This window comes from Microbulbifer regidiadema (SeqCode) (assembly GCF_052466995.1).
Genome location: NZ_CP174297.1, coordinates 2,691,272 through 2,710,960, shown reverse-complemented (window position 1 = coordinate 2,710,960; position 19,689 = coordinate 2,691,272). Strand labels below are relative to the sequence as shown.

Genomic DNA, 19,689 nt, shown 5'->3' with positions numbered 1-19,689 from the left:
GGAATTGTCCGAGATGGGAGCGGTTGATGTATCACTGAATTTAGACAGCTTTCGCCAAACCGCTCTCTTTTTTGGCGTAAAATTTGTGCGGGTTATCGAGAGCGACACAAATTGCGATACACGGGCTCCCCTTAGGGGAGCCCTCAAGGTATTAATTACACAGGGTGTGCAGGGTAAGAAGTGGACTCTGTCCGCTTTCTTTAGAGCTGATATCCAGGCCGTTAATGCCGCCCTCTGAGGCGATAACCAGGCCGTAGTTGTTATTGTTTAGCCAGCTGTCAATAATTCCAGAAGCGCCCAAATCAATCTGGTGCCGGCCGCTGGAAGAGGGGGTAAAACTACCCACTTGCAGACCGAGTATTGAGCTACCGCCGACAGAATCCCATGTGGCTGACTCCTCCTGCCAGCTTTGTGTTGCTATGTAGATGCCATAGCTGTTATGGGAAGTGTTGGTGACATTCAACTCCAGGATCGCCTCCTGATATTGGTGACAATGTAACTCGGACAAATCAAAGCGAATAAGGCTGTATAGCGTGCCGTAGATTAAATCACTGCCATCGGCAAGGAGTCCGGCACTGTCACCGTCAAAATTATCATCCTCCTTTCTGGATGAAATAAAGGCATCGTCGGAGGCAACTTGGGATATCTCTTCACCGACACTGCCACTGCAATCGGCCGCAACTCTGAGTGCTGGTGCGAGCCCGGTTTCTTTTGAAGAGAAATCTACACCATTACTGCCATTTAATGAGGCAATAACCAGGCCGGTATTTTCATTATTTAGCCAGCTATCCAGAAGTGTCGAGCTACTCAAGTTTAGGGTTTGTCTGCCGCTAGACGAAGGAGTAAAGCTAGTTGCCAACTGTGAGAGTGCCGCCGATCCGCCGATTGAATTCCAGGTGACAGAATCTTCACTCCAGTCGGATGTAGCCAGATAAATGCCGTACTGATTGCTGGATGTATTGGTAATATTTAATTCCAGTTCAACCGAGCCGATCGCTGAACAATTGGCAAGCTTGGAGAGATCAAATTTAATTAATGAGTAAAGGGTTCCATAAGTACTATCACTACCATCTGCCAGTAGGCCGTCCGCGTCTCCGTCAAAATTACTGGAGGCGTAGCGGGATGAAATAAAGCTATCATCAGTCACCGCTAGTGACAGCTCACCACTGCCTCCGCCATCTTCGACAATGACACTTCTGCCCGCACTATTCTGTGCGAGAGCCATGGCTTCACCAATTCGATTAGCACTCCACCAGTTGATGTTTTCGGGTAGCACAAGGGGATTATCCGCACGCTCTTCGCGTGTCAGGGTGCTGGCGCTGTCATCAAATTGGGCTGTGCGGACCGTCAGCGTATCGACGTCGACTTGGATCACTTTAAATTGCTGAATGCTGGCCATATCAATGGTCCAAAATTTGGCATCATTGGCCGAGCGGGCAGGGGCTCCCCAGCTCCCCTCACCGACATAGACAGTGCCTCCAGAGTCACTCGTGAAAAAATCGCTGTTACCGGGGGCAACCACTTCGGTGAGCTTGGTCAAATGGGTATCTGACTCGACTACCAGATTCATGGCGTAGTCATAAAAGGGCTGCGCCCACCAGTTAAATAGTGTGGGGTTATCGGACTTGCCGCTGTAGTGGGGAAACATCGGTTTGTGATACTGGGCAAAACGCCAGCTGCTATAGGCGCCAGCTGTGGTTAAATCATTTTCCAGCCAGTTATTCATCGCGGTGGCATAGGATGACCAGCCGCTCTCCTGAAATTGGCTGTTGAGTGTATAGACCCGCAATAGGGGGGAGATTTGTACCGCGCCATAGGTATCGCTGGGGTTGCAGTTGCCATCGCTATTAAAGTCGACACCAAACACCTGACAGATGGTGGAGTAGTTGTCATCCTCATGATTGCCATGGGTGGGAATTAAAGGGTAAATACGTTGATAGCTATAACCGTCAATTTCATCATCGGAATAAGTCAGGGTCCAATCCTGTAGAAATTCGTCCATCTCCGAAGCGCTGTTGGCATTGGTAAAGTCACCGCCATGCATAACGGCCAGCGGACGAATTTTGGCGAGTAGTTCATTACCCTCGCGCCGGGTTGTGTGCCCGGTACGGGTGTCACCGCCAGCAACGATTACAAAGGGGGCTTCCTCTGCCGGGGCGGTTTTAAACCAGAATCGATCACCGCAGCCATCCTGGTCACAGACCCGGTAGTATACGGGGGAATCCGCAGGTAAATTTTCCAGCCTAACAAAATAGCTTTTTAAGCTACCGTCGAAGGTGTACTCCGAATCTACCAGTTGTGTATTCCAGCTGTTTTCATTGGTCGAGTAACCAAATTTAAGGTAGGGGTTATTACTGTTGCCATCCGGTGAAAATCCAATAACAGCACTGGTGGAGGCATCGCCATCCCAGGCCAATCGGTGATATTTGCTCGCTGAGTTGGCATCTATTGCCAGGCATAGAGTCGAGATAGCAAAAGCAGTGCTTAAGAATCGTCTCATGGGGGATTCCTGTAAGTAGTGGTTATTATTTGAAAGTGCAGCACACCGAAAGAATAGTTGTGAAAATTGGGTGCGCTGCGCAGGAATTATTGTGGATATTTATTACAGGTCGTTGAATGGCTGGAAACCAGGCGTACAAAAGCGGCGTTTCTATAGGGGATTGTGACGGTTTTTGCACTCATAAAGTTTACCGCCCCCGCACCGGTGTGCAGATACTGGTAGACGCCGTATAAAGGCCTGTCGGCATTGCGGGTCCAGTAATCGCCCCGCTGTGTTTTGGGGAAATACTCGCTTGCTATTTGCGGACTGCCGGATTTGCTTTCCCGCAGGATAATGGAGCGCAGCTCAGTAATATCGGGAAGCCTCCAGCTTTGTGTGGCACAGAGCTTTTGCCGGTTGGTATGGCGAATTAAATCTTCGGTATCACAGCGGCTCTCTTCAAAATAACAGTCTCCATTATTTTCGACACCGTTCTCATATTGATACCAGGAATAGGTCCAGCTTCCATCGTGGATGCCTTCGTCGTCTGTTTTTACTTCCCAGAGAAGTCCGGTATTGGTATCGCAGATACAGGCCCAGGGCCCAGCCCAGGCCCCCATAGCGGCCCCCTGTCTATCTATTTTGACCAGGTGGTACGGTGTCGGCAGAGGCTCTGTTGGGCTGTGCAGGACTGCGGCAGCGATAGCAAATAAAGGTATAAGAAATATGCAAAATATACGCACAATCATTATTGCTCCGCCAGTCTAAGTTTTATCGGTTGGGCATGTCGTGTGTGGGCGATCTGGGAGTGGTCAAATGCGGAAACCCACAGGCAGATACCATCTTTAACCGGTATATCCAGCGTCGACCCCGTATCCAGTTTACGAACCACTTCCATGGACCAGTAACCGTCTTGCCAAATAGCGCGGGCTCTCACATCGGCTCGGTCCCCCTCAAAGCGATTGGAGGTATAGAGAACTGAAGGCATGGTGGTGTTACTGGGGTAAGTATCCTCTTTGCGTTGATAGGGTTGGTACTCAAACCAGGCAATGGTCCAGTCGCTATTTGAATCTGCATGCTGGTATGAGGTTAGGGAGGATGCTTGCTTGGGAAGCCGCTTGGGTGTGACTTTGTTCGGGGAGTACCACTGCCAGTTCATCAGGTAGGCACCGGATTCTTTACCATCCTGAAGGTAGCCTGCGGTATAGCGGCGCGCCCCGGGCCTTACAATATCAGGTTTACCTATGTAGTTATCATCGGCCAAGTGCATTTTATTGGTTCTAACGGCTTTCCAGTGCCAAAGATCGTGAATTTGCTCTGAACTACTGTAGTGATAGCCCTTGCCATGCCAATTTGCCGGTAATTGCGCCAGGGGCTTGCGCCCCAAATGAGAGGTGCTCGAGGCGCCAAATTCACAGGAATTGGACAGCAGCATGGCGAATTTATCTTCGTAATAGCGGGTTTCATTAAAATTTTGAAAACCTTGTTGTTGTATCTCCCAACCGGAGTCCACTTTTTTTAATGGGAGGTGTTTTAGACTTTCAGTGGGGTCTTCCCAGGTGATATGGAAAAATATTTCCTTCTGATTGTATGCTGCTTTCAAGCTGATGGTTGAACTACCATCAATAAAGTTGGCGCCGCCATCGGTATAAATCTCCAGGGGTGAAGCATGGGACCATATGGATTCCTGTGCTAAACCATCAATGGTTATAAAGAAATCCGGATCTATTTTTTTTGCCGTCAGACGGTGGTGGCTGTTATTTGTGATTAGCAGCCAAAGCAGTGCTGTTATCGAGACTATCGATAGATAGCAAATTACAGGTATTCGATAGCCTGTTCTGATTTTGGGTAACAGATAACCCAAAATTTTTAGGCCGTAGGTCGATAGATAAACACCGGCGTGAAGGAAGATATAAAGTAGAACGCCAAGGGCTGCGAGAAAATGTATCTGGCGAGCTGTGGAGATGTAATCGTTACCAACAAATAACATCCAACCACTAGCGACTATGCAGGCAATACAAAGTGTACCGGCGCGAGTGATTGTCCTGTGATACCTGGCGGATGCTTTGCGGTAGGCTCTCTTTTTATGGGGAGATTGAAGCTTGCTTGTTGATTTGTAGAATAAATAACAAAAAAAGATGGCTGAAACCACTACCGCCGAAAAAAAGTGAACACTGTGAACCTGTCCCTGTGGCAGCAGTTCTTCGATATGGCCAATACTGGATTTGCTTAGGGTCGATATCCGCAGCCCGGTTAGCAAGCTGGTGAAAGTTACAACAATGGCCAGGCTGTGCAGGGTGATCCAAAGAGTATTCTTCAGTTGCTTGGCCATGGGGGGCTTCCAAAAGCGCTGAGGCTAGTAGAAAAGTGTGGCATTTATATTAATAAAATAAGATGGCTGCACGGTTAAGCTGATTGCTCTTGTCGGGTGTAAGGCTGTGGCCACTTGCGAAGAGAGAATGGGTGAGCGCTACAATTAGTGCCTGCTGAGATTTTTATAGCTACTCATGTAGCTTGCACTTGGCAAGGCTCGCTCTCTTTTCCAATGCTTCTGACATTGCGGTTAATTTGGGGTGGTCACTTCTCCAGTCAAAATCTTCATGGCGAAAATCAAGATAGGATAGTGCCGAGCACAAATTAATATGCGACAAACTAAAATCGTCAGGCAGTATGGCCAAGTGCTTTTCCAGGTATCCAAGCGACCGCTCTATTGCGCTGAAGTAACGTTGCCACCAAAATTCAGAGCGAAGATTTTCCCGCGCCCGCAACTTTTCCATTTGCAAATGTACTGCTGCGTCCATAAGCCCCGAGCTGACGCTGTGAAACGTGACTAGATTCCAGTTTTTATCCAGTGATGCGGAAAGGTGACCATCGCCCAGGCTTTTATCAAGAAATGCGCAGATAGCCTCACTATCAATGACTGAAGTGCCATTATCCAGTGTCAGGCAGGGCACCTTTCCCAGCGGGTTGCTGGAGATTAGCTCACCTTCATTGTGAAAGGGGTGAGAGAAATGCTCTGTTACCACCGCGTGCAGATTATGCTCTTGCACGACAATACGGGTCTTCCGCGCAAAAGGGGAAGAAAAGGTCAAGTACAGATGCATAGGCCAATCCTGTCCTGTCAGAATTCCCAGCCAGTACCCGCGCAATTTCGCCGCGTGAGGAGCCTCTGAATCACTCAGTGATATTTCTGTGGATTGTGCAGAAGCTCTCTGCTGCTAATACATACCCTAGTGATGGGTAATCGCAGATGTGATGCGGTGAAACAGGTGCTGTTTTAGGTAGGCTCTTTGTTTTTTGAGGCTGGAGTAGTGATCGTCATCGGTGCCGATGCCGCTATCCTGAAGACCTCTTATTTGTTTATCCAGTTTGCTGTAGATATCGTTTTCAAGTTTGAACTGTATGTCATCTTCCATGAGCTGCTTGATTGTGTCTGCATATTCTGGGAAATCCACCGAGAGCTCGTGTGAAGCAATGGGCATAAGAAACCTGCGCAATTGGTATCAGTTGGTTAAAGTGTAGGTTCGGTCTTACCAGTCACAAAAATGCAATTTTAGCGCTGGTCCTATTTGTCAGTATAGGTACAAATTGAAGTTTAGATGCCGTTATATATAACTGTCAGGTATATATAAAAATGGAAGCTATTCCGTTAACCAATAATTGGTATTCAATTTGTTTTGTCTAGTGGTGGCAGTTTGTCAGGTGGGAATAGGGAGTGAGTGCCGGGGCAGGCACAAAAAAGCCCGGTTATAAAACCGGGCTTTTTTATTGTGGCTAGTCGTCTTAAGGCTCCGCTTAGGCGGAGGCCTCCAGAGGGGCGAAGCGCAATTGACGCCGCTGTAAAAGCTCGCCGAGATAGAGCTTTAAGTAGGCGGCAGCAGCTCGCTTGCCTTCTGCTGCGGCGTCTTCGGTTATTTTCCCAAAGCGGGAATAAGACTGGGAGCAGAAAGAGTCGTTGATATTGATGGCACACATAAACCGGTCTCGCCAATCCTGGGAGGGGGGTAACTCGAACTCCCGAGACAGGTTCTTAATAAGAGTATCTGCAAGGCGCCAGCTGTTTTCCATTTGTAGTTGGCGCAAGGCCCAACTGGACTGAGGTCCAAAATGTACTTTCAGTGCTGCGAGATTCTCTTCATAGTAGCTGCGCACAAGGTCGCACAACTGGTTTAGCATGTCTTGCCAGCTTTCCGATGGGGAAAAGTCTGAATGGCCTAAAACCACGTCACCGAAAGACTTGTAGTGACGTTCGGCCAGGGCGGTTAAGCTGGCATCTACACTTGGGAAAAAGTGATAAACAGACGCTGCCGGAACACCTGCAACCTGGCTTAGGTTTGCCAGACTGATATCCGTAGAATCTTGTTCAGTAATTAATACTTCAAGGGCGTCAAGAAGCTTTTCATACTTCTCTCGACCATTCTTGCGTTGTGGTTTGCGCGGACTGGCAGTATCGCGCCGGCTGATAGCTCGTCGATCGATTTGGTTCAAATTACCTCCCCCTTTAGACAAGCGGCACTGGCCATGGGCTAGCATACGCTTTACTTCCATGTAAAAAATTGTCTTTTGGAATTGATTATTATAATCGTACCAAATTCGGACGGGCAAGAAGAACTTGTTTGATTTGTGGGATAGTTCCACATTAATAAATTAAAATCGGCTAATAGGGGGTTCCTACCAGCCGATTGAATAGTGATTTAATGGTAATGTAGCTCTGTTGCCTTTCCGCGAAAGACGTAATAGGAGAAAACGGTATAGGCAAGAATAACGGGAACTACGATAACAGCCCCCACAAGAATAAATTGTAAAGACGCAGTAGCGCTGGCGGCCTGCCAAATATTGAGTTCGCCGGGGACAATATCCGGGAAAAAGCTGAAGGCCAGACCACTAAAGCACAGCAGAAAGATAAAGACCACGGTGAAAAAGGGCAGGGCTTTATGTCTGTCGGCCGGTTTTGGCATGCGGGCGAGCAGGATGTCATTGAAGATAAAGGCAATAAAACACAACGTGGGTACCAACAGTACAAACATAACCAGGGGGTAGGTAAACCAGCGATCAAATACCGTAGGATTTACCAGCGGGTTGATAGTCGATACCGCGATCACCCCGAGCAGAGTGGCTCTGCCGGCGCGACGAGTCCAAATCGCGGCCCGTTTTTGCAGTTGCGCTTCGGTTTTAAGTACCAGCCACGCGCCACCTATATAGGCGTAGGCGGCGGTAACGCCCAGGGCACTCAGCGCTGAAAATAGTTGTGCAGACCAATCGGGCTTAAAGCCGATAACGTATTGTCCCAGCATGTAGCCCTGTGCCAGACTGGTAATAATCGACCCGGCTTTAAAGGTCCTATCCCAAATCAATTTCTTGTCGATGGCAGCTTTGGCACGAAAGTCGAATGCGACTCCCCGCATAATAAGCCCGACCAACATAATCGCTGCGGGAATATACAGATGCATTAATACCAAGTTGTGGGCGATCGGGAATGCGATCAATAGCAACCCGATCGCCAGTACCAACCAGGTTTCATTGGCATCCCAAAACGGGCCGATGGAGGCGATCATGGTATCTCTGCGCGATTCATCGGTTTCCCGCATGGGCAGCAGTATGCCTACCCCCAGATCGTAGCCGTCGAGTATGGCATAGACCAATATCGCCAAGCCCATCAGTGCGACAAAGGCGACCGGCAGCCAGTAAGCTGCGGCAGATGCGCTATCTGTCATTTGCTCTCTCCCCGGGTATTTCCTTCAGTGTCTTTATGCAGGTTGCTCAGGCTGCTACCGGCAGATAGCTCCTGGGTTTCAAACTCTTCAACTTTTACAGATTTCAGGGCCATCACTTTCAGGGTTCTTATGTAGGCAAAGAGCAATATCACATAGACAGCCAAATACAGGGCGAGGGAAAACCCTACGTGTGAGGGCGGAACAGAGGTGACCGCATCGGCGGTTTTCAGCACTCCGGTAACCAGCCAGGGTTGCCGGCCAATCTCTGTGACATACCAACCGGCCAGGGTGGCAACCCAACCGGAAAACGTCATTGCGACCAGGGTTTTTAGCATCCACTGAGGCAGTTCGCCTCTGCGCAGGAGATAAACCCCTGTCCAAGCGGTCAGAAGCATGAGAATGCCCACACCCACCATAATGCGGAAGGCGAAAAAGATCGGTGCAACTGGCGGGTGATTATCGGGAAATTCATTGATCCCCCGGATTTCCCCCTCCCACTCGTGGGTGAGGATCAGGCTGGCCATTTTGGGAATGCCAATCGCCCAGTGGTTGGTTTTTTCCTCCCCGTCGGGGAGCGCAAACAGCAGTAGCGGGGCGCCGCGTTCCGTCTCCCAAACCCCTTCCATCGCCGCGACTTTTTGCGGCTGGTGCGCAAAGGTATTGAGGCCGTGCAGGTCACCGACATAGATTTGAATCGGAATAAAAATGGCGGCGAGGGTCAGTCCGGTCTTCAGGGCGAGCCGGGGGGCGCGCTTGGGGTCTCCCTTGAGGATTCGATAGGCGGAAATTCCCGCGACAAAGAACGATGCCGTCAGGCCCGAAGCGAGCAGCATATGTGTGAGCCGGTAGGGGAAAGAGGCGTTAAAGATAATTTCCAGCCAGCTGGCTGGGTAGGCGACGCCATCGCGTATCTCGAAGCCGGCGGGTGTTTGCATCCAGGAGTTGAGGGCGATAATCCAAAAGGCGGACAGTGTGGTTCCCGTCGCGACAATAAATGCCGACAGGGTATGTATTTTGCTGGGCACCTTATTAATGCCAAACAGCATAATACCGAGGAAGGTCGCTTCGAGAAAAAACGCAGTCAGTACTTCATAGCCCAGCAGTGGGCCGGCGATATTGCCGACCTGGGCCATAAAGCCCGGCCAGTTGGTTCCGAATTGGAAGGACATGGTGATACCGCTGACCACGCCGAGGGCAAATGTCAGGGCAAAGACCTTTACCCAAAAACGATAGGCGCGCATCCACACCGGGTTATTGGTTTGGTCGTAGCGTAATTTAAAAAAGAAAATGATCCATGCGAGCGCAATGGTGATTGTTGGAAAGAGAATATGAAAGCTGATATTGGCGGCAAACTGTATCCTGGATAGGATCAGGGTATCTAACATGGGAGCCTCTGCTGGTCTGAGATCTTTGAACCAGTGAGCCAATTAGCACCTCCTGTGCTAATTGGCACTGCAAGAAAATATAGAGGCAGGTCTGTGTTCCCGCGTATACAGTCTTGCAGGAGCCGATCTTGGATCGACAGCGGCACGGCCTTGTGCCGTTTTGACCCGGTAGCTATCTGCTGCCGGGTCAAAAATATGCCGGGGTTACTGGCCGTAGAATTGGCCCTGTGGATTTCTCCCCGGAACAAGTGTTTTGCAGACTGCGGTATCGCCCGCAGCGGTGTTTTGCGGGCTAACCGGGGGCGCTCTGTCCACCGCTTATCTTACTTTTGAGCTCCAGCAGCTTGACGATACCGGAGCCCAGCTTCATCAATTTAAGCAGGTCCTGGTGTTCTAGCTTGCTGAGGGTGTTGGCAAACTCTTCCAGTAGCTCCAGCAAACTGTACACCTCCTGAATTTTTTCCTGGGCCTGGGCATCCAGTTCATCCTGGGGCTCATTGAGTAGCAGTTGGCGCAGTAGGCTTAGGGTGGGATCGAGCTCCCGTTTGCGGCGCTCTTCAAAGACGGTGCGGGCGAGGTCCCAGATTGACCCTGCGGCGGTGAAATAGTCTTTGCGATCACCCGGTTGGTGGTGCAATTCAATCAGGCGCCAGGCCTGCAATTCCTTGAGCCCCATACTGACATTGCCACGGCTGATTTTGAGAGCCTGGGCCAGTTGCTCGGCGTTCAGAGGTGCGGGGTGAATGGTGAGTAGGGCAAACATCTGCCCCACCGTGCGGTTGAACCCCCAGCGGCTCCCCATTTCCCCAAAGTGCAGTACGAATGCCTGGGCTTGATTCGATAGTTTCATTTACTTCTTAAGTTTCAGAAATTTCTGAAAATTGTAAATGTAAATTGATTTATGTCAATCACCCAGCGTGAAAATAATGCGAGCGCCACCGGGAGGCATCGCGGGCTCGCTCGGAGCGGTTGGGAGTGGTTGACGCTAGGGAGGCAGGCCCGCTTCGGCGCGCCGGTGCCAGTCATTGGGCACGATAAAGCCTCGGCAGGCTTCGCCGCTGGAATCAATAGCCGCGATACACAGGGGTTGGGTAAACTCTGTGGAGCGCAATGTCTCCACCAAGCGCTCTGCACTGATACCCGCGAGATGGCCCTGCGGTGCCAGCCAGGCCCGCTTGGGAAGTGGCAGCCACTCGTGGCTAGCAAAGGGGGGCTGATCCTGGCAGAGCGCGCGGAACTCGGACAAGGGCGCCCACCAGAAGGGGTGGTTGGATAGCTGTTGAAGTGTATTCAGGGGCTTAAAGAGCCTTCCCGGCATCAGCGCCCATTGTCGATCTATCTGCAAGCCGTGATCTCGCAGCAGTGACTGCACTCCCGGTGTGCGAATCAGTGGGAGTTGGTGATCTGCCATCCTCGCCAGTTTGATATCCAGCCGGTCTTTGAGCCCGGGGCCTACCCAGTGATGCCTTGCCACCTGGAGGTAGAACTTCACCGCAATCTCCCAGTGTTCACAACGCCTGCTGGGCAGGTGTTGTACGACAAAGTCGAGCTCGCCCAGTGTTTTGCCATCTTTCCTCAGGGGGAGGTTCTGGTGGCGCAGTTCGTAGTCTGGGTGTTGGCGAAAAGCAAATGACCAGAGTCTCTCAAAATATGTGCCCAGGCGATAATTGGGTTTATTGTGGTTGAGTGTGTGCAGGTAATCTTCCAGCTCCGGGGCGAGCGCCGCTTTTACTCGGTCGCGGCAGAAGTATTCCAACAGCTCAACTCGCCGGGCGGATGGGAGCCAGGGCAGTTTAGTTGCCGCGCCTATCCCTGCAATGGAGGCCTCGCCTGGGGGAATATCAGCGCTGCCCACAGACCAGAGCAGGTTGTTCCAGTGATCTACCCGCCCGTGTAGCGAGGGGGGGATCGTGGTGATGGGTTGCGTTTCCTGAGCCATTAAAGTTCTGTATATTGCCTGAGGTGTCTGTGAAAGTGAGAGCTACAGAGGCACCAAAAATAGAGTGTGGATTGGTGGGGGTTTCTGAGCTTATTGGAGAATACTTCACCAGCTAAAAATAATAATTACACTTTTAACCCTCTACCCGAACGCCCCAATAACCAGCGTCTTAGCGCTGTTGAAATAACGCCTCTGGCAGAGGTGTTTCTGTCTTGCTGTCGCTATCTCTCTCCAGTGCAAACTTTATTGTACTGGCTGCTGGTGTGGCTTGGGTACGGTTGTTCAGTGACTGTTAGCGGAGAAAATCATGGAGTCAGGCCCCCTTATCTCGATCGGTTTGCCTATATCGCTGTTTATTATCATGGTGGGTATAGGGATGACCCTAACCGCCAGGGACTTTCACCAGGTCACGGTCAAACCGGTTGGCCTTATCGTCGGCACCTCTGCGCAAATCCTGCTGATGCCCGCAATCGCGATAGCTCTGTGCTGGGGGTTAAATTTGCCACCGGCCATTGCTGTCGGCCTGGTCATTATTGCGGCCTGCCCGGGAGGTACGACATCAAACCTGTTTACTCTGCTGGCTCGCGGCAATGTGGCGCTCTCCATTGTGTTAACGGTTTCCGCCAGCTTGATTACTATCGCCAGTTTACCGCTTTTCACTAATTATGCGCTTCGCACCTACTTTGGTGCCGAGCAGAGCATCGCCCTGCCTTTTGCCAGCACCGTGGCGATGTTATCCAGTATTGTCCTCTTACCGGTCGTTATTGGAATGTTGTTTCGCGCCTGGAAGCCACACTTGGCTCGCCGGGCAGAGGGGCTTGTGAGTATTTTTGGTGGAGTGGTGCTGCTGGCACTGGTGGTGGGGCTTATCTGGGGGATTCGCGATCGCCTCGCAGACTTGATGATTCAGGCGGGGCCCTCGGTCATTCTATTGAATCTGTGCGGTGTGATACTGGGACTTTTAATCAGTCGAATAGTTGGTCTGTCGAAGCGGGAGGGGGTGGCGATTGCCACGGAACTCGGTATTAAAAACAGCACTATCGGAATGATGGTCACGCTTACCCTGCTGCACTCCAGTGAGATGTCAGTGCCCTCAGCGGTCTACGGTGTATTGATGTTCCCGTCAGGTATTCTGCTGGCGCTATATGGCCGCCGCAGCGCAGAGAGGAAGTCCCCCGCTGAGACCGGGGAGACCGGTGAAATAGGCTAGGAAATGTTGCATTTACTGAAAACTGGGCCATACCTGTACTATTGAGGGTGTGCTCAACCCCGGCAAGCGGCTCCCATAGGCATTGGTGAGCCGCTATCGTTTTAGCGGCTGTTTTAGTGTAGCTATTATTGCCAGGGCCTTGGCATCGAGATGTATCAATCCCAGGGTTTCAATATCAGTATATGTTTAAGGGTTTTGCGCCGAAGCGCAGTAAGAAAAATACCATCAATAACAACTTAAAATTAGATGCTTTATATTGGCGGCGCCTATTGGAGCAGTCGGCTCTGGGGAGTCATACTTCTGGTGTGGGTAATACGGCTAAACACAATATTATTGTGTCGCTAACGAGTTACGGTAAGCGTATTCACGATATTCACTTGTGTATTGAGAGTTTATTTCAGCAATCCCTCAGGGCAGATTTAATTGTCCTCTGGTTATCGGTTAAAGAGTTCCCCGGGCATAGCTTGCCCAGCCTTTTGACGAAACAGTTGCAGCGGGGCTTGCGGGTCGAATTTGTCGATGAAGATCTGGGGCCTTATACAAAGTATTTTTATGCGCTGCAACAGTTTCCCGATAGCCTGATTATCACGGTGGATGACGATATCCTCTATCCGGTGGATACCATCGATATGCTATATCAGTCATATATAAAATCCCCAGAGTATATTTTTTGCCATCGCGCCCACAGAATTGCTGTCGATAAACAGGGCAATATATTGCCTTATCGCCAATGGCGGACAACGCGCGAGAGCTGGCGCTGCGATATGAATGTTAAGCCCTCCTATCGGGTTTTTCCCACCGGAGTTGGAGGTGTTTTATATTACCCCGGTGCACTGCACCCCGACGCCCTGAATAAGGACAAATTTTTAGCGCTGTGTCCCAATGCAGATGATATCTGGCTCAAAGCCATGAGTATGCGGCAGGGGGTCCGCTGCGCAAGAGTCGCGGACGTTCGTTTTTGGCGGGATAGGTTTTTAACCATTCCCGGATGCCAGGCCAGCGGGTTAAAAAAGCAAAATTTAAAGGGGAAAAGTGGCAATGATAGAAAAATACGCAGCGTTTTTTCTGAGTATCAGCTGGCGCGATTGCTGTTAGAGTAAATGCGTTGTAACTCGAAGAGAGTTTGGCTTTTTTACAAAGCTGTCGCTTTAATCTGGTATTACCATTTATAGCGAAAACCCAGTTCCAGCCCCCCAGAAAAGCTATCCCCCCAATTTTCCAGGCTGCTGCTGTAATAAATTTCTGAATAGATGGAGCAGTGGTCCCCGCACTCATCGTAACTGGCGCCCAGGCGCAATTCGCCGTACCAAGTATCTGGTTTTTGCTTGAGGCGGGCCCCGGATACCAGTAGGTCGGTGCTCTGATCGACATTGTAAATTAGGCTCGGCGTTACAAACAGGGAAAACCTTTCCAGGGGGCGGGAGCCATACATATTGCGACTGCTTTTGTGTTGGCTCTTGCGTTTTTCAAAGATACTGCCCAGGCGCAAGAGGAAACCATTGTTGTTGATATCTGTGGTTTGCACCCCGTAGATATCCTGTAAATCATTGGCCTCTTCCGAGGTGTAGATTAATTGGGCGTGGGGTGTCCAGGAGTAGTAGTCCCGCAGCCTAAAGCTCCTGCCTCCCTCGATCGATAGGGCATAACCAAATGCCTCATCGCTATTGTCGAGCTGGCGCAGTGGTTTGGAATCCATTTCAAAATCAAACCAATTCAGCTTTAACTGGCTATCGATAAAAGTGCCCCCTGCGCCATACCAAGTGATAAAAGCGCTGACACCATAGTTACTGGCGTCGATAGAGCCATCACCAAAAAATGAGTTGACCTCGTTTTTGGAGTCACCGTAGTGCAGCGCTGCGCTGCCAATCAGTTGGCTGCCATAGACGGAGACCCCGATAGGCAGGTCAACCCCCACTTGTATCTGGTAATAGCGCTGTTTCCAGTCGGCGCGGGTGCTGGACTCCTTGGGGAAGAGGGTTGTGTGGCGGGCGGAGTTCCTGATCCACAAACCCCGCCGGTCTACAGCCTGCTCTTGGGCGTCGCTGTACTCGCTAGTGACCAGGTCCAAGTAGCTGCTCGCGACCCAGTAGCGGTTGCCCAGGCGGCTGCGCAGTGAGGTGGGGATATTAAGTGTTCTGAGCACTTGCGGGAGGGTTTCGTAGAGCACCGAGGCGGGCTGCCAGCGCGCCATACCGCCGTTGGGAAATACTGAGGAGTTATCCACCGTTGAGCGCAGATACCAGTTGCCATCGGAGTTTTCCGCACTGCCGTGCTGGTGCAGTGTATAGCCATAGGCACCGCCGATAACCGCCGGCTGATTATCTTTGCTGACAAAGTCCCCCGCCAGGATAAACTGGGCATTGGAGTCCCCTGCCACCGAGACCACTTTAATCCCCTCTCCGCCTGTGCGCTGCCCCTTGCCGGCGCGGTTAAATATTACAAGGGTCGTGGTGCCGGTGCTGTCGCCTTCCACGATCAGTTGATCACTGTGCGAGAATTCATCGCCGAGGGCTGCGTCGAGCCACAGGCGCCCGTTGTCGGAGCGGTAATGGCCGTAGTTACCCTGGCTGTCTGTGGCGATTACCAGGGTGTTGAATTGACTGTTGGACAAGTTAATGGTGCCGTTGTTGGAGATATCACCGGACACCACATAGCGCTCACCGTCAAAAGAGGCCTGCCCGCCCCAGCGAATATCGAGACCGAGGGGGTTGCCCTCCGTATCGAGCCCCCCGCCAACTGCGAGGCTGCCGCTAAAGTGCATTTTAGAGCTGCCCCAGACGGAGACTCTCTCCCAATTATGTAGAAGGGTTCCATCGACGGAGTAGTCCAATTTAAAAATTAGACGGTCAATCTCCCCATCGTCTGCACTGAGGTCATCGCCACCATCCAGTAGTACATCGCCATCGAAAGAGTGCGCATCAATCAGCAGAGTGTCTGACCCGGAGCCGCCGCGAACTTCGTTGCTGATCCCCTCATCCCAGTAGATATAATCATCGCCACTACCGGCATCCAGGTAGTTAAAAATAAAACCGCCATCCAGGGTAATGGTATCGTTACCCTCTCCCCCCCAGACGTGAAAGGACAGCCCGTCGAGCAGGGTCAGGGTGTCGTCCCCAGCGCCGCCGTGAATGCCTCCGCCGCCCTGATAGGTGCCCACATCACTGGAGCGTTCATCGAGGATAATTGTATCGTTGCCGGCACCACCGTCGGCTAATTGGGTAATTATTCCCCCGCTAATATAAATTTCATCATTCCCGTCACCGGCAAATACATTATCTGCGGTGCCGCCGCTTAGGCTGATGTGGTCGTTGCCGGCGAAGCTATCTATATCTGCGCCATTGGGATCATTATTCTCATCACAATTAATTTGATCGGCACCGGCTGTTCCGCTGTTGCCGGGATTGCACTGTGCCAGAGATTGGCTGGCGCAAATAACCAGTGGGGGAATGGTCAGAGCGAGCAGGCTCCGCTGCAAGCGCCTGGGGAAATAAGCCCGGTATCCAGTGTTGGTCAGTGACACGGTCATTCCTTTTATCGCGCCAAATTTTTGCCAAAAATAGTGGCCGTGTAACGGCGCAGTAACGACTGGGCCTGAAGGAAAATACACTGCGCGCAACTGAGAGAGATTCGTTGCTGCGCGACCCGCTAAAATAGAGCGGTTAATTAAAATTTAGTGCCAATGCCAAAATTAATAACCCAGGGGTTGTAGTCAAAGTGGGCGTAGAGGCGATCCCTACCCAACTCTGTGGGAAAATCGACGGTAATATTGGTGTCCGCCAGATAATACATTGTGGATAAGTTGAGCAGGATAGGGTATTTCCAGTCGCGGAAATCGAAATTAAAGTCCACCCCCGCCTGTAGCCCCCAGTCCCAGGAGTGCCCCATATTGAGTGATCCCGGCGCGACCGATAGTCCGGAATCTAACAGGTATTCGTCAAACTGGTGGCTAATTTCCACGTTGTGGAAATTGGTGTAGTTAATCCCCGCGCCCGCGTAGGGGCGCATTCGATAGGAGAGGTCCAGGAAATACCAGTTGGCAAAGAGTAGAGTAGAGGCGGTGCTAAAATCGCCGATCTGGATTTGGCTGCGCCCGGGATTGCCGGTGAAGTTATCCAATTTTGCGCCATAGTTGGCGCCATTAATATGCATTAATTCAACACCCCAGCGCTCGTTGGGGCGCCAGACCGCAGATATTTGCCAGGCATGGGCCGAATCGATTTTCCAGCTGCTGTTGTATAAATCCCACTGCTGTAAAACCCGGTATTTAAGCGCAGTGCCCTCATCGTTTGGCTGAACATAAGTCAGGCCGAAACGAACAATAAATTCCCCCCAATCGACATCGCGCCAATTATCTTCAGCTTGAGCGGGGAGTGTTGACAGGATAAAGAGTAGGGTAATTATGCCTTTATTAAAGTCTTTTGCAGTCATCGTGCTATCCATCTTGGCGAGGTCGGACACAGATACAACAGCGAATCTGCCCCAGTTTTTTACTGGGTGAATATTGGCGCTACTTTGGCTGGGGGAGCCCCTGAATAATTTCGCACTACCTCCGCAGTCTTCAGAGACCGCCCCAAGGGGCCTTCAGAATTATTCGGAGACCCCCTAAGTACTGAAAAAAGTAGCAGGGCTGAGCCAGCGCGCAGGGAATTTCTCAAATTTTGAGGACTAAATTGTACCGCCGGCCCGCTGCGGAACTTGCCTACCCCAGATTGGGTTTGGGGCAGGCTCGCAGCACCGGTAGGGGGCTGCTGGGGAGCAAGGTGGAATTATGGGAGTTTGCCCAGGGGCACCTTTTCCAGGTTGCGGGCGTATTCCAGGAACTTCTGTGCCGCCGGTGACAGGGGGCGCGATTTGCGCCGGGCCAAATACCAGTGAGTGACAATGGGAAGCGCCTCGACATTGAGTATGGACAAGCCCGCGCGCCCGCCAAATGCCAGGGTGTGCTCCGATAGAATCGAGACACCCAATCCCGACATCACCGCGTGCTTGATGGCTTCATTACTTTCAATGGTCATGCGCAGCTTGAGGTCTATATTGCGTTTGTGCAGGAATTGCTCGATGGCGTGGCGGGTACCGGAGCCCTCTTCCCGGTGCAGGAATGGACACTCTGCAAACTCGTGCAGGGAGATACGCTTGCGGGAAGCCAGCGGGTGATTTTCCGGGGCGATTGCCAGCAGGCGATTGGGCAGAAATTCGACCAGCTCCAGATCCTGACTTTTGGGTGGGTGGCTGAAAACGTAGAAATCGTCTTCATCCTCACCGGTGTAATCGATAATCTGCTGGCGGTTGCCCACCCTGAAGTGAATATCCAGTCGCGGATAGCGCTGGTAAAACTCGCCGATCAGGTGGGGGATAAAGTATTTGGCGGTGGTCACCACCGCCAGTTGCAAGCTGCCGGTGTCCAGTCCGCGCAGCTGCGACAGCTTCAGGTCCAGGTACTCGTAGCTCTTCAGGATCTCCCGGGCACTCTCCACCAGGGTCAGCCCGGCCTCGGTAAATTGCAGTTGCCGGCCCACCGAGTAGTAGAGGGGGAGGCCCACCGCCTCGGAGAGTTTGGCCAGCTGCATCGACACGCTGGGCTGGGTGAGATGCAGAGCCCTGGCGGCGGCGCTGATATTGCTCTGCTCATACACACAGAGCAGGATTTCCAGCTGGCGGACGGTGCCGATACGGGCGTGCGCTCGGTTGAGGGGCACAACATCACCTATATAGATTTTGAGTTATGGATTGCATAATAAATATCTATTTTTATCTATCAATAGCAATCTTGATAATGCGCCTACTTCAACAATCAATAGGGGCATTATCGATGCAGCGATCACAACTCTTTTTTGGTGTCATTGTCGGCTTAGTCGTGCTCTGTGTAGGCCTGTCAGTCAACCTCGCCGGTATTAACGGGGTTCCGCTGATGGCTGTGGGCTTGGTGGTCGTGCTGGCCAACGCCGCTTACTGGCTGATGGCGCAAACGCCCAAGCGCATACGTATCGCCACGGGTCGCGCCAACCAGCGCCGGGGACAGCCCTAGAGATGCAGTTGGATATCGTTGTCGGCTTTTTCTTACTGGGTGCCTTTGCCCAGTTGGTGCGCAGTGATTTGAGCTTGCCCAAGGGCCTCTACCAGAGCTGTGTGATCTTCCTGCTAATTGCGATCGGCCTAAAAGGCGGCGCCGCCCTGAGTGCCTATTCCGCAGCGACCCTGGTGCCGCAAGCCCTGGCGGTAGTCGCTTTTGGCGCTCTGCTGCCCCTGCTGGCTTTCCCTATCTTGCGCTGGATCGGCAAGTGGTCCCGTGTGGATGCCGCCGCAACTGCGGCTCATTACGGTTCCGTCAGTGTTGCCACCTATGCGGTAGCTGTGGCGCTGTTGCAGTCACAGCAGATCGACTACGAAGCTTACTTCCCGCTGTTTGTCGCCTTGCTTGAGGTACCGGCGATCATTATCGGAATCCTCCTGGCGCGCCAATCCATGGGGAATGGAGGCAAGCGCCGGGTATTTCACGAGGTCACCTGTAACCAGGGAGTGATGTTGCTTCTCGGCGGTATCGCGATTGGCGCCTGGGCCGGTGAGCGCACCGCCTCTGTCATGCCTTTCTTTGGCACCCTGTTTCATGGCATATTGGCGCTTTTCCTGCTGGAGATGGGGCGTGTCGCTGCGGCGCGTCTCGCCGATGTACGCGGGCAGGGAGCTTTCTTACTCAGCTTTGGTATCTTTATGCCGCTCATTGGTGGTGCGGCGGGCGGTGCCTTGGCAAGCTTAATGGGACTGTCTCCCGGTGGTATTTTCCTCCTTGCGGTACTCGGTAGCAGTGCTTCTTATATTGCTGTGCCCGCAGCTATGTCCGTTGCTCTGCCGCAGGCCAATGCCAGTGTGTCGATCACTTTGTCCCTGGCCGTTACTTTTCCTTTCAATGTGCTGGTGGCGATACCCGTCTATCTGGCGCTAGTTCAATACTGGAGTTAATCGCA

At 51.8% G+C, this 19,689-nt stretch carries 17 protein-coding genes; 4 read left to right on the top strand and 13 right to left on the bottom strand.

Annotation, left to right across the window (positions count from 1 at the left end; genetic code table 11):
* Nucleotides 1–151 precede the first annotated feature (151 nt).
* The 10 genes from ACJJIK_RS11810 to ACJJIK_RS11765 all read right to left on the bottom strand — a co-directional run bounded on the left by ACJJIK_RS11810 (nucleotide 152) and on the right by ACJJIK_RS11765 (nucleotide 11,517).
* Nucleotides 152–2,500: a DNRLRE domain-containing protein gene (locus tag ACJJIK_RS11810; protein ID WP_444942845.1), complete on the bottom strand. Its 2,349-nt coding sequence runs from the start codon at nucleotides 2,498–2,500 to the stop codon at nucleotides 152–154.
* Nucleotides 2,501–2,586: 86 nt separating this feature from the next.
* Nucleotides 2,587–3,228 (bottom strand): Lcl C-terminal domain-containing protein, encoded by a 642-nt coding sequence (locus ACJJIK_RS11805; RefSeq protein WP_444942844.1) that lies wholly within the window; start codon nucleotides 3,226–3,228, stop codon nucleotides 2,587–2,589.
* Nucleotides 3,228–4,811, bottom strand: a complete 1,584-nt coding sequence (locus tag ACJJIK_RS11800) for an ethylbenzene dehydrogenase-related protein (protein ID WP_444942843.1) — start codon at nucleotides 4,809–4,811, stop codon at nucleotides 3,228–3,230. Before ACJJIK_RS11800 ends, ACJJIK_RS11805 begins: the two co-directional genes overlap by 1 nt.
* Before the next feature lie 169 nt (nucleotides 4,812–4,980).
* A complete protein-coding gene (locus ACJJIK_RS11795) occupies nucleotides 4,981–5,583 on the bottom strand; it encodes a glutathione S-transferase family protein (protein WP_444942842.1) in 603 nt (200 codons plus the stop codon).
* Nucleotides 5,584–5,709: 126 nt separating this feature from the next.
* Nucleotides 5,710–5,961, bottom strand: a complete 252-nt coding sequence (locus tag ACJJIK_RS11790) for a YdcH family protein (protein ID WP_444928495.1) — start codon at nucleotides 5,959–5,961, stop codon at nucleotides 5,710–5,712.
* A gap of 313 nt (nucleotides 5,962–6,274) precedes the next feature.
* Nucleotides 6,275–6,967: a TetR/AcrR family transcriptional regulator gene (locus ACJJIK_RS11785; RefSeq protein WP_444928494.1), complete on the bottom strand. Its 693-nt coding sequence runs from the start codon at nucleotides 6,965–6,967 to the stop codon at nucleotides 6,275–6,277.
* A 206-nt stretch (nucleotides 6,968–7,173) separates the two neighbouring features.
* A complete protein-coding gene (cydB, locus tag ACJJIK_RS11780) occupies nucleotides 7,174–8,193 on the bottom strand; it encodes a cytochrome d ubiquinol oxidase subunit II (protein WP_444928493.1) in 1,020 nt (339 codons plus the stop codon).
* On the bottom strand, nucleotides 8,190–9,578 hold the full coding sequence (locus ACJJIK_RS11775; protein ID WP_444928492.1) for a cytochrome ubiquinol oxidase subunit I: 1,389 nt from the start codon (nucleotides 9,576–9,578) through the stop codon (nucleotides 8,190–8,192). The genes cydB and ACJJIK_RS11775 overlap by 4 nt, the downstream gene beginning before the upstream one ends.
* Nucleotides 9,579–9,870: 292 nt before the next feature.
* Entirely contained in the window at nucleotides 9,871–10,428 is a 558-nt protein-coding gene (locus ACJJIK_RS11770) for a GbsR/MarR family transcriptional regulator (RefSeq protein WP_444928491.1), read from the bottom strand.
* A gap of 135 nt (nucleotides 10,429–10,563) precedes the next feature.
* A complete protein-coding gene (locus tag ACJJIK_RS11765) occupies nucleotides 10,564–11,517 on the bottom strand; it encodes a DUF1853 family protein (protein ID WP_444942841.1) in 954 nt (317 codons plus the stop codon).
* Nucleotides 11,518–11,824: 307 nt separating this feature from the next.
* Here ACJJIK_RS11765 and ACJJIK_RS11760 point away from each other — a divergent pair, with 307 nt between their 5' ends.
* A complete protein-coding gene (locus ACJJIK_RS11760; protein WP_444942840.1) occupies nucleotides 11,825–12,727 on the top strand; it encodes a bile acid:sodium symporter family protein in 903 nt (300 codons plus the stop codon).
* Between the two features lie 182 nt (nucleotides 12,728–12,909).
* Nucleotides 12,910–13,827 (top strand): glycosyltransferase family A protein, encoded by a 918-nt coding sequence (locus ACJJIK_RS11755; protein WP_444942839.1) that lies wholly within the window; start codon nucleotides 12,910–12,912, stop codon nucleotides 13,825–13,827.
* Between the two features lie 59 nt (nucleotides 13,828–13,886).
* Here ACJJIK_RS11755 and ACJJIK_RS11750 read toward each other — a convergent pair whose 3' ends face one another.
* From ACJJIK_RS11750 to ACJJIK_RS11740, 3 genes are all read right to left on the bottom strand, one after another.
* Nucleotides 13,887–16,247: an autotransporter family protein gene (locus ACJJIK_RS11750; protein ID WP_444942838.1), complete on the bottom strand. Its 2,361-nt coding sequence runs from the start codon at nucleotides 16,245–16,247 to the stop codon at nucleotides 13,887–13,889.
* 143 nt (nucleotides 16,248–16,390) lie between these two features.
* Entirely contained in the window at nucleotides 16,391–17,155 is a 765-nt protein-coding gene (locus tag ACJJIK_RS11745; protein WP_444942837.1) for an OmpW/AlkL family protein, read from the bottom strand.
* Nucleotides 17,156–17,493: 338 nt separating this feature from the next.
* A complete protein-coding gene (locus tag ACJJIK_RS11740; RefSeq protein WP_444928485.1) occupies nucleotides 17,494–18,423 on the bottom strand; it encodes a LysR family transcriptional regulator in 930 nt (309 codons plus the stop codon).
* A gap of 113 nt (nucleotides 18,424–18,536) precedes the next feature.
* Between ACJJIK_RS11740 and ACJJIK_RS11735 the strand changes: the two genes are divergently transcribed.
* Nucleotides 18,537–18,752 (top strand): hypothetical protein, encoded by a 216-nt coding sequence (locus tag ACJJIK_RS11735; RefSeq protein ID WP_444942836.1) that lies wholly within the window; start codon nucleotides 18,537–18,539, stop codon nucleotides 18,750–18,752.
* Nucleotides 18,753–18,754: 2 nt separating this feature from the next.
* Nucleotides 18,755–19,684: a sodium-dependent bicarbonate transport family permease gene (locus tag ACJJIK_RS11730; protein WP_444928483.1), complete on the top strand. Its 930-nt coding sequence runs from the start codon at nucleotides 18,755–18,757 to the stop codon at nucleotides 19,682–19,684.
* Nucleotides 19,685–19,689: the final 5 nt, after the last annotated feature.

What these genes read in the sequence shown, in the direction of transcription:
- ACJJIK_RS11810 (WP_444942845.1), bottom strand. Translation starts at nt 2,500, where the DNA reads ATGAGACGATTCTTAAGCACTGCTTTTGCTATCTCGACTCTATGCCTG.
- ACJJIK_RS11805 (WP_444942844.1), bottom strand. Translation starts at nt 3,228, where the DNA reads ATGATTGTGCGTATATTTTGCATATTTCTTATACCTTTATTTGCTATC.
- ACJJIK_RS11800 (WP_444942843.1), bottom strand. Translation starts at nt 4,811, where the DNA reads ATGGCCAAGCAACTGAAGAATACTCTTTGGATCACCCTGCACAGCCTG.
- ACJJIK_RS11795 (WP_444942842.1), bottom strand. Translation starts at nt 5,583, where the DNA reads ATGCATCTGTACTTGACCTTTTCTTCCCCTTTTGCGCGGAAGACCCGT.
- ACJJIK_RS11790 (WP_444928495.1), bottom strand. Translation starts at nt 5,961, where the DNA reads ATGCCCATTGCTTCACACGAGCTCTCGGTGGATTTCCCAGAATATGCA.
- cydB (WP_444928493.1), bottom strand. Translation starts at nt 8,193, where the DNA reads ATGACAGATAGCGCATCTGCCGCAGCTTACTGGCTGCCGGTCGCCTTT.
- ACJJIK_RS11775 (WP_444928492.1), bottom strand. Translation starts at nt 9,578, where the DNA reads ATGTTAGATACCCTGATCCTATCCAGGATACAGTTTGCCGCCAATATC.
- ACJJIK_RS11770 (WP_444928491.1), bottom strand. Translation starts at nt 10,428, where the DNA reads ATGAAACTATCGAATCAAGCCCAGGCATTCGTACTGCACTTTGGGGAA.
- ACJJIK_RS11765 (WP_444942841.1), bottom strand. Translation starts at nt 11,517, where the DNA reads ATGGCTCAGGAAACGCAACCCATCACCACGATCCCCCCCTCGCTACAC.
- ACJJIK_RS11760 (WP_444942840.1), top strand. Translation starts at nt 11,825, where the DNA reads ATGGAGTCAGGCCCCCTTATCTCGATCGGTTTGCCTATATCGCTGTTT.
- ACJJIK_RS11755 (WP_444942839.1), top strand. Translation starts at nt 12,910, where the DNA reads ATGTTTAAGGGTTTTGCGCCGAAGCGCAGTAAGAAAAATACCATCAAT.
- ACJJIK_RS11745 (WP_444942837.1), bottom strand. Translation starts at nt 17,155, where the DNA reads ATGACTGCAAAAGACTTTAATAAAGGCATAATTACCCTACTCTTTATC.
- ACJJIK_RS11735 (WP_444942836.1), top strand. Translation starts at nt 18,537, where the DNA reads ATGCAGCGATCACAACTCTTTTTTGGTGTCATTGTCGGCTTAGTCGTG.
- ACJJIK_RS11730 (WP_444928483.1), top strand. Translation starts at nt 18,755, where the DNA reads ATGCAGTTGGATATCGTTGTCGGCTTTTTCTTACTGGGTGCCTTTGCC.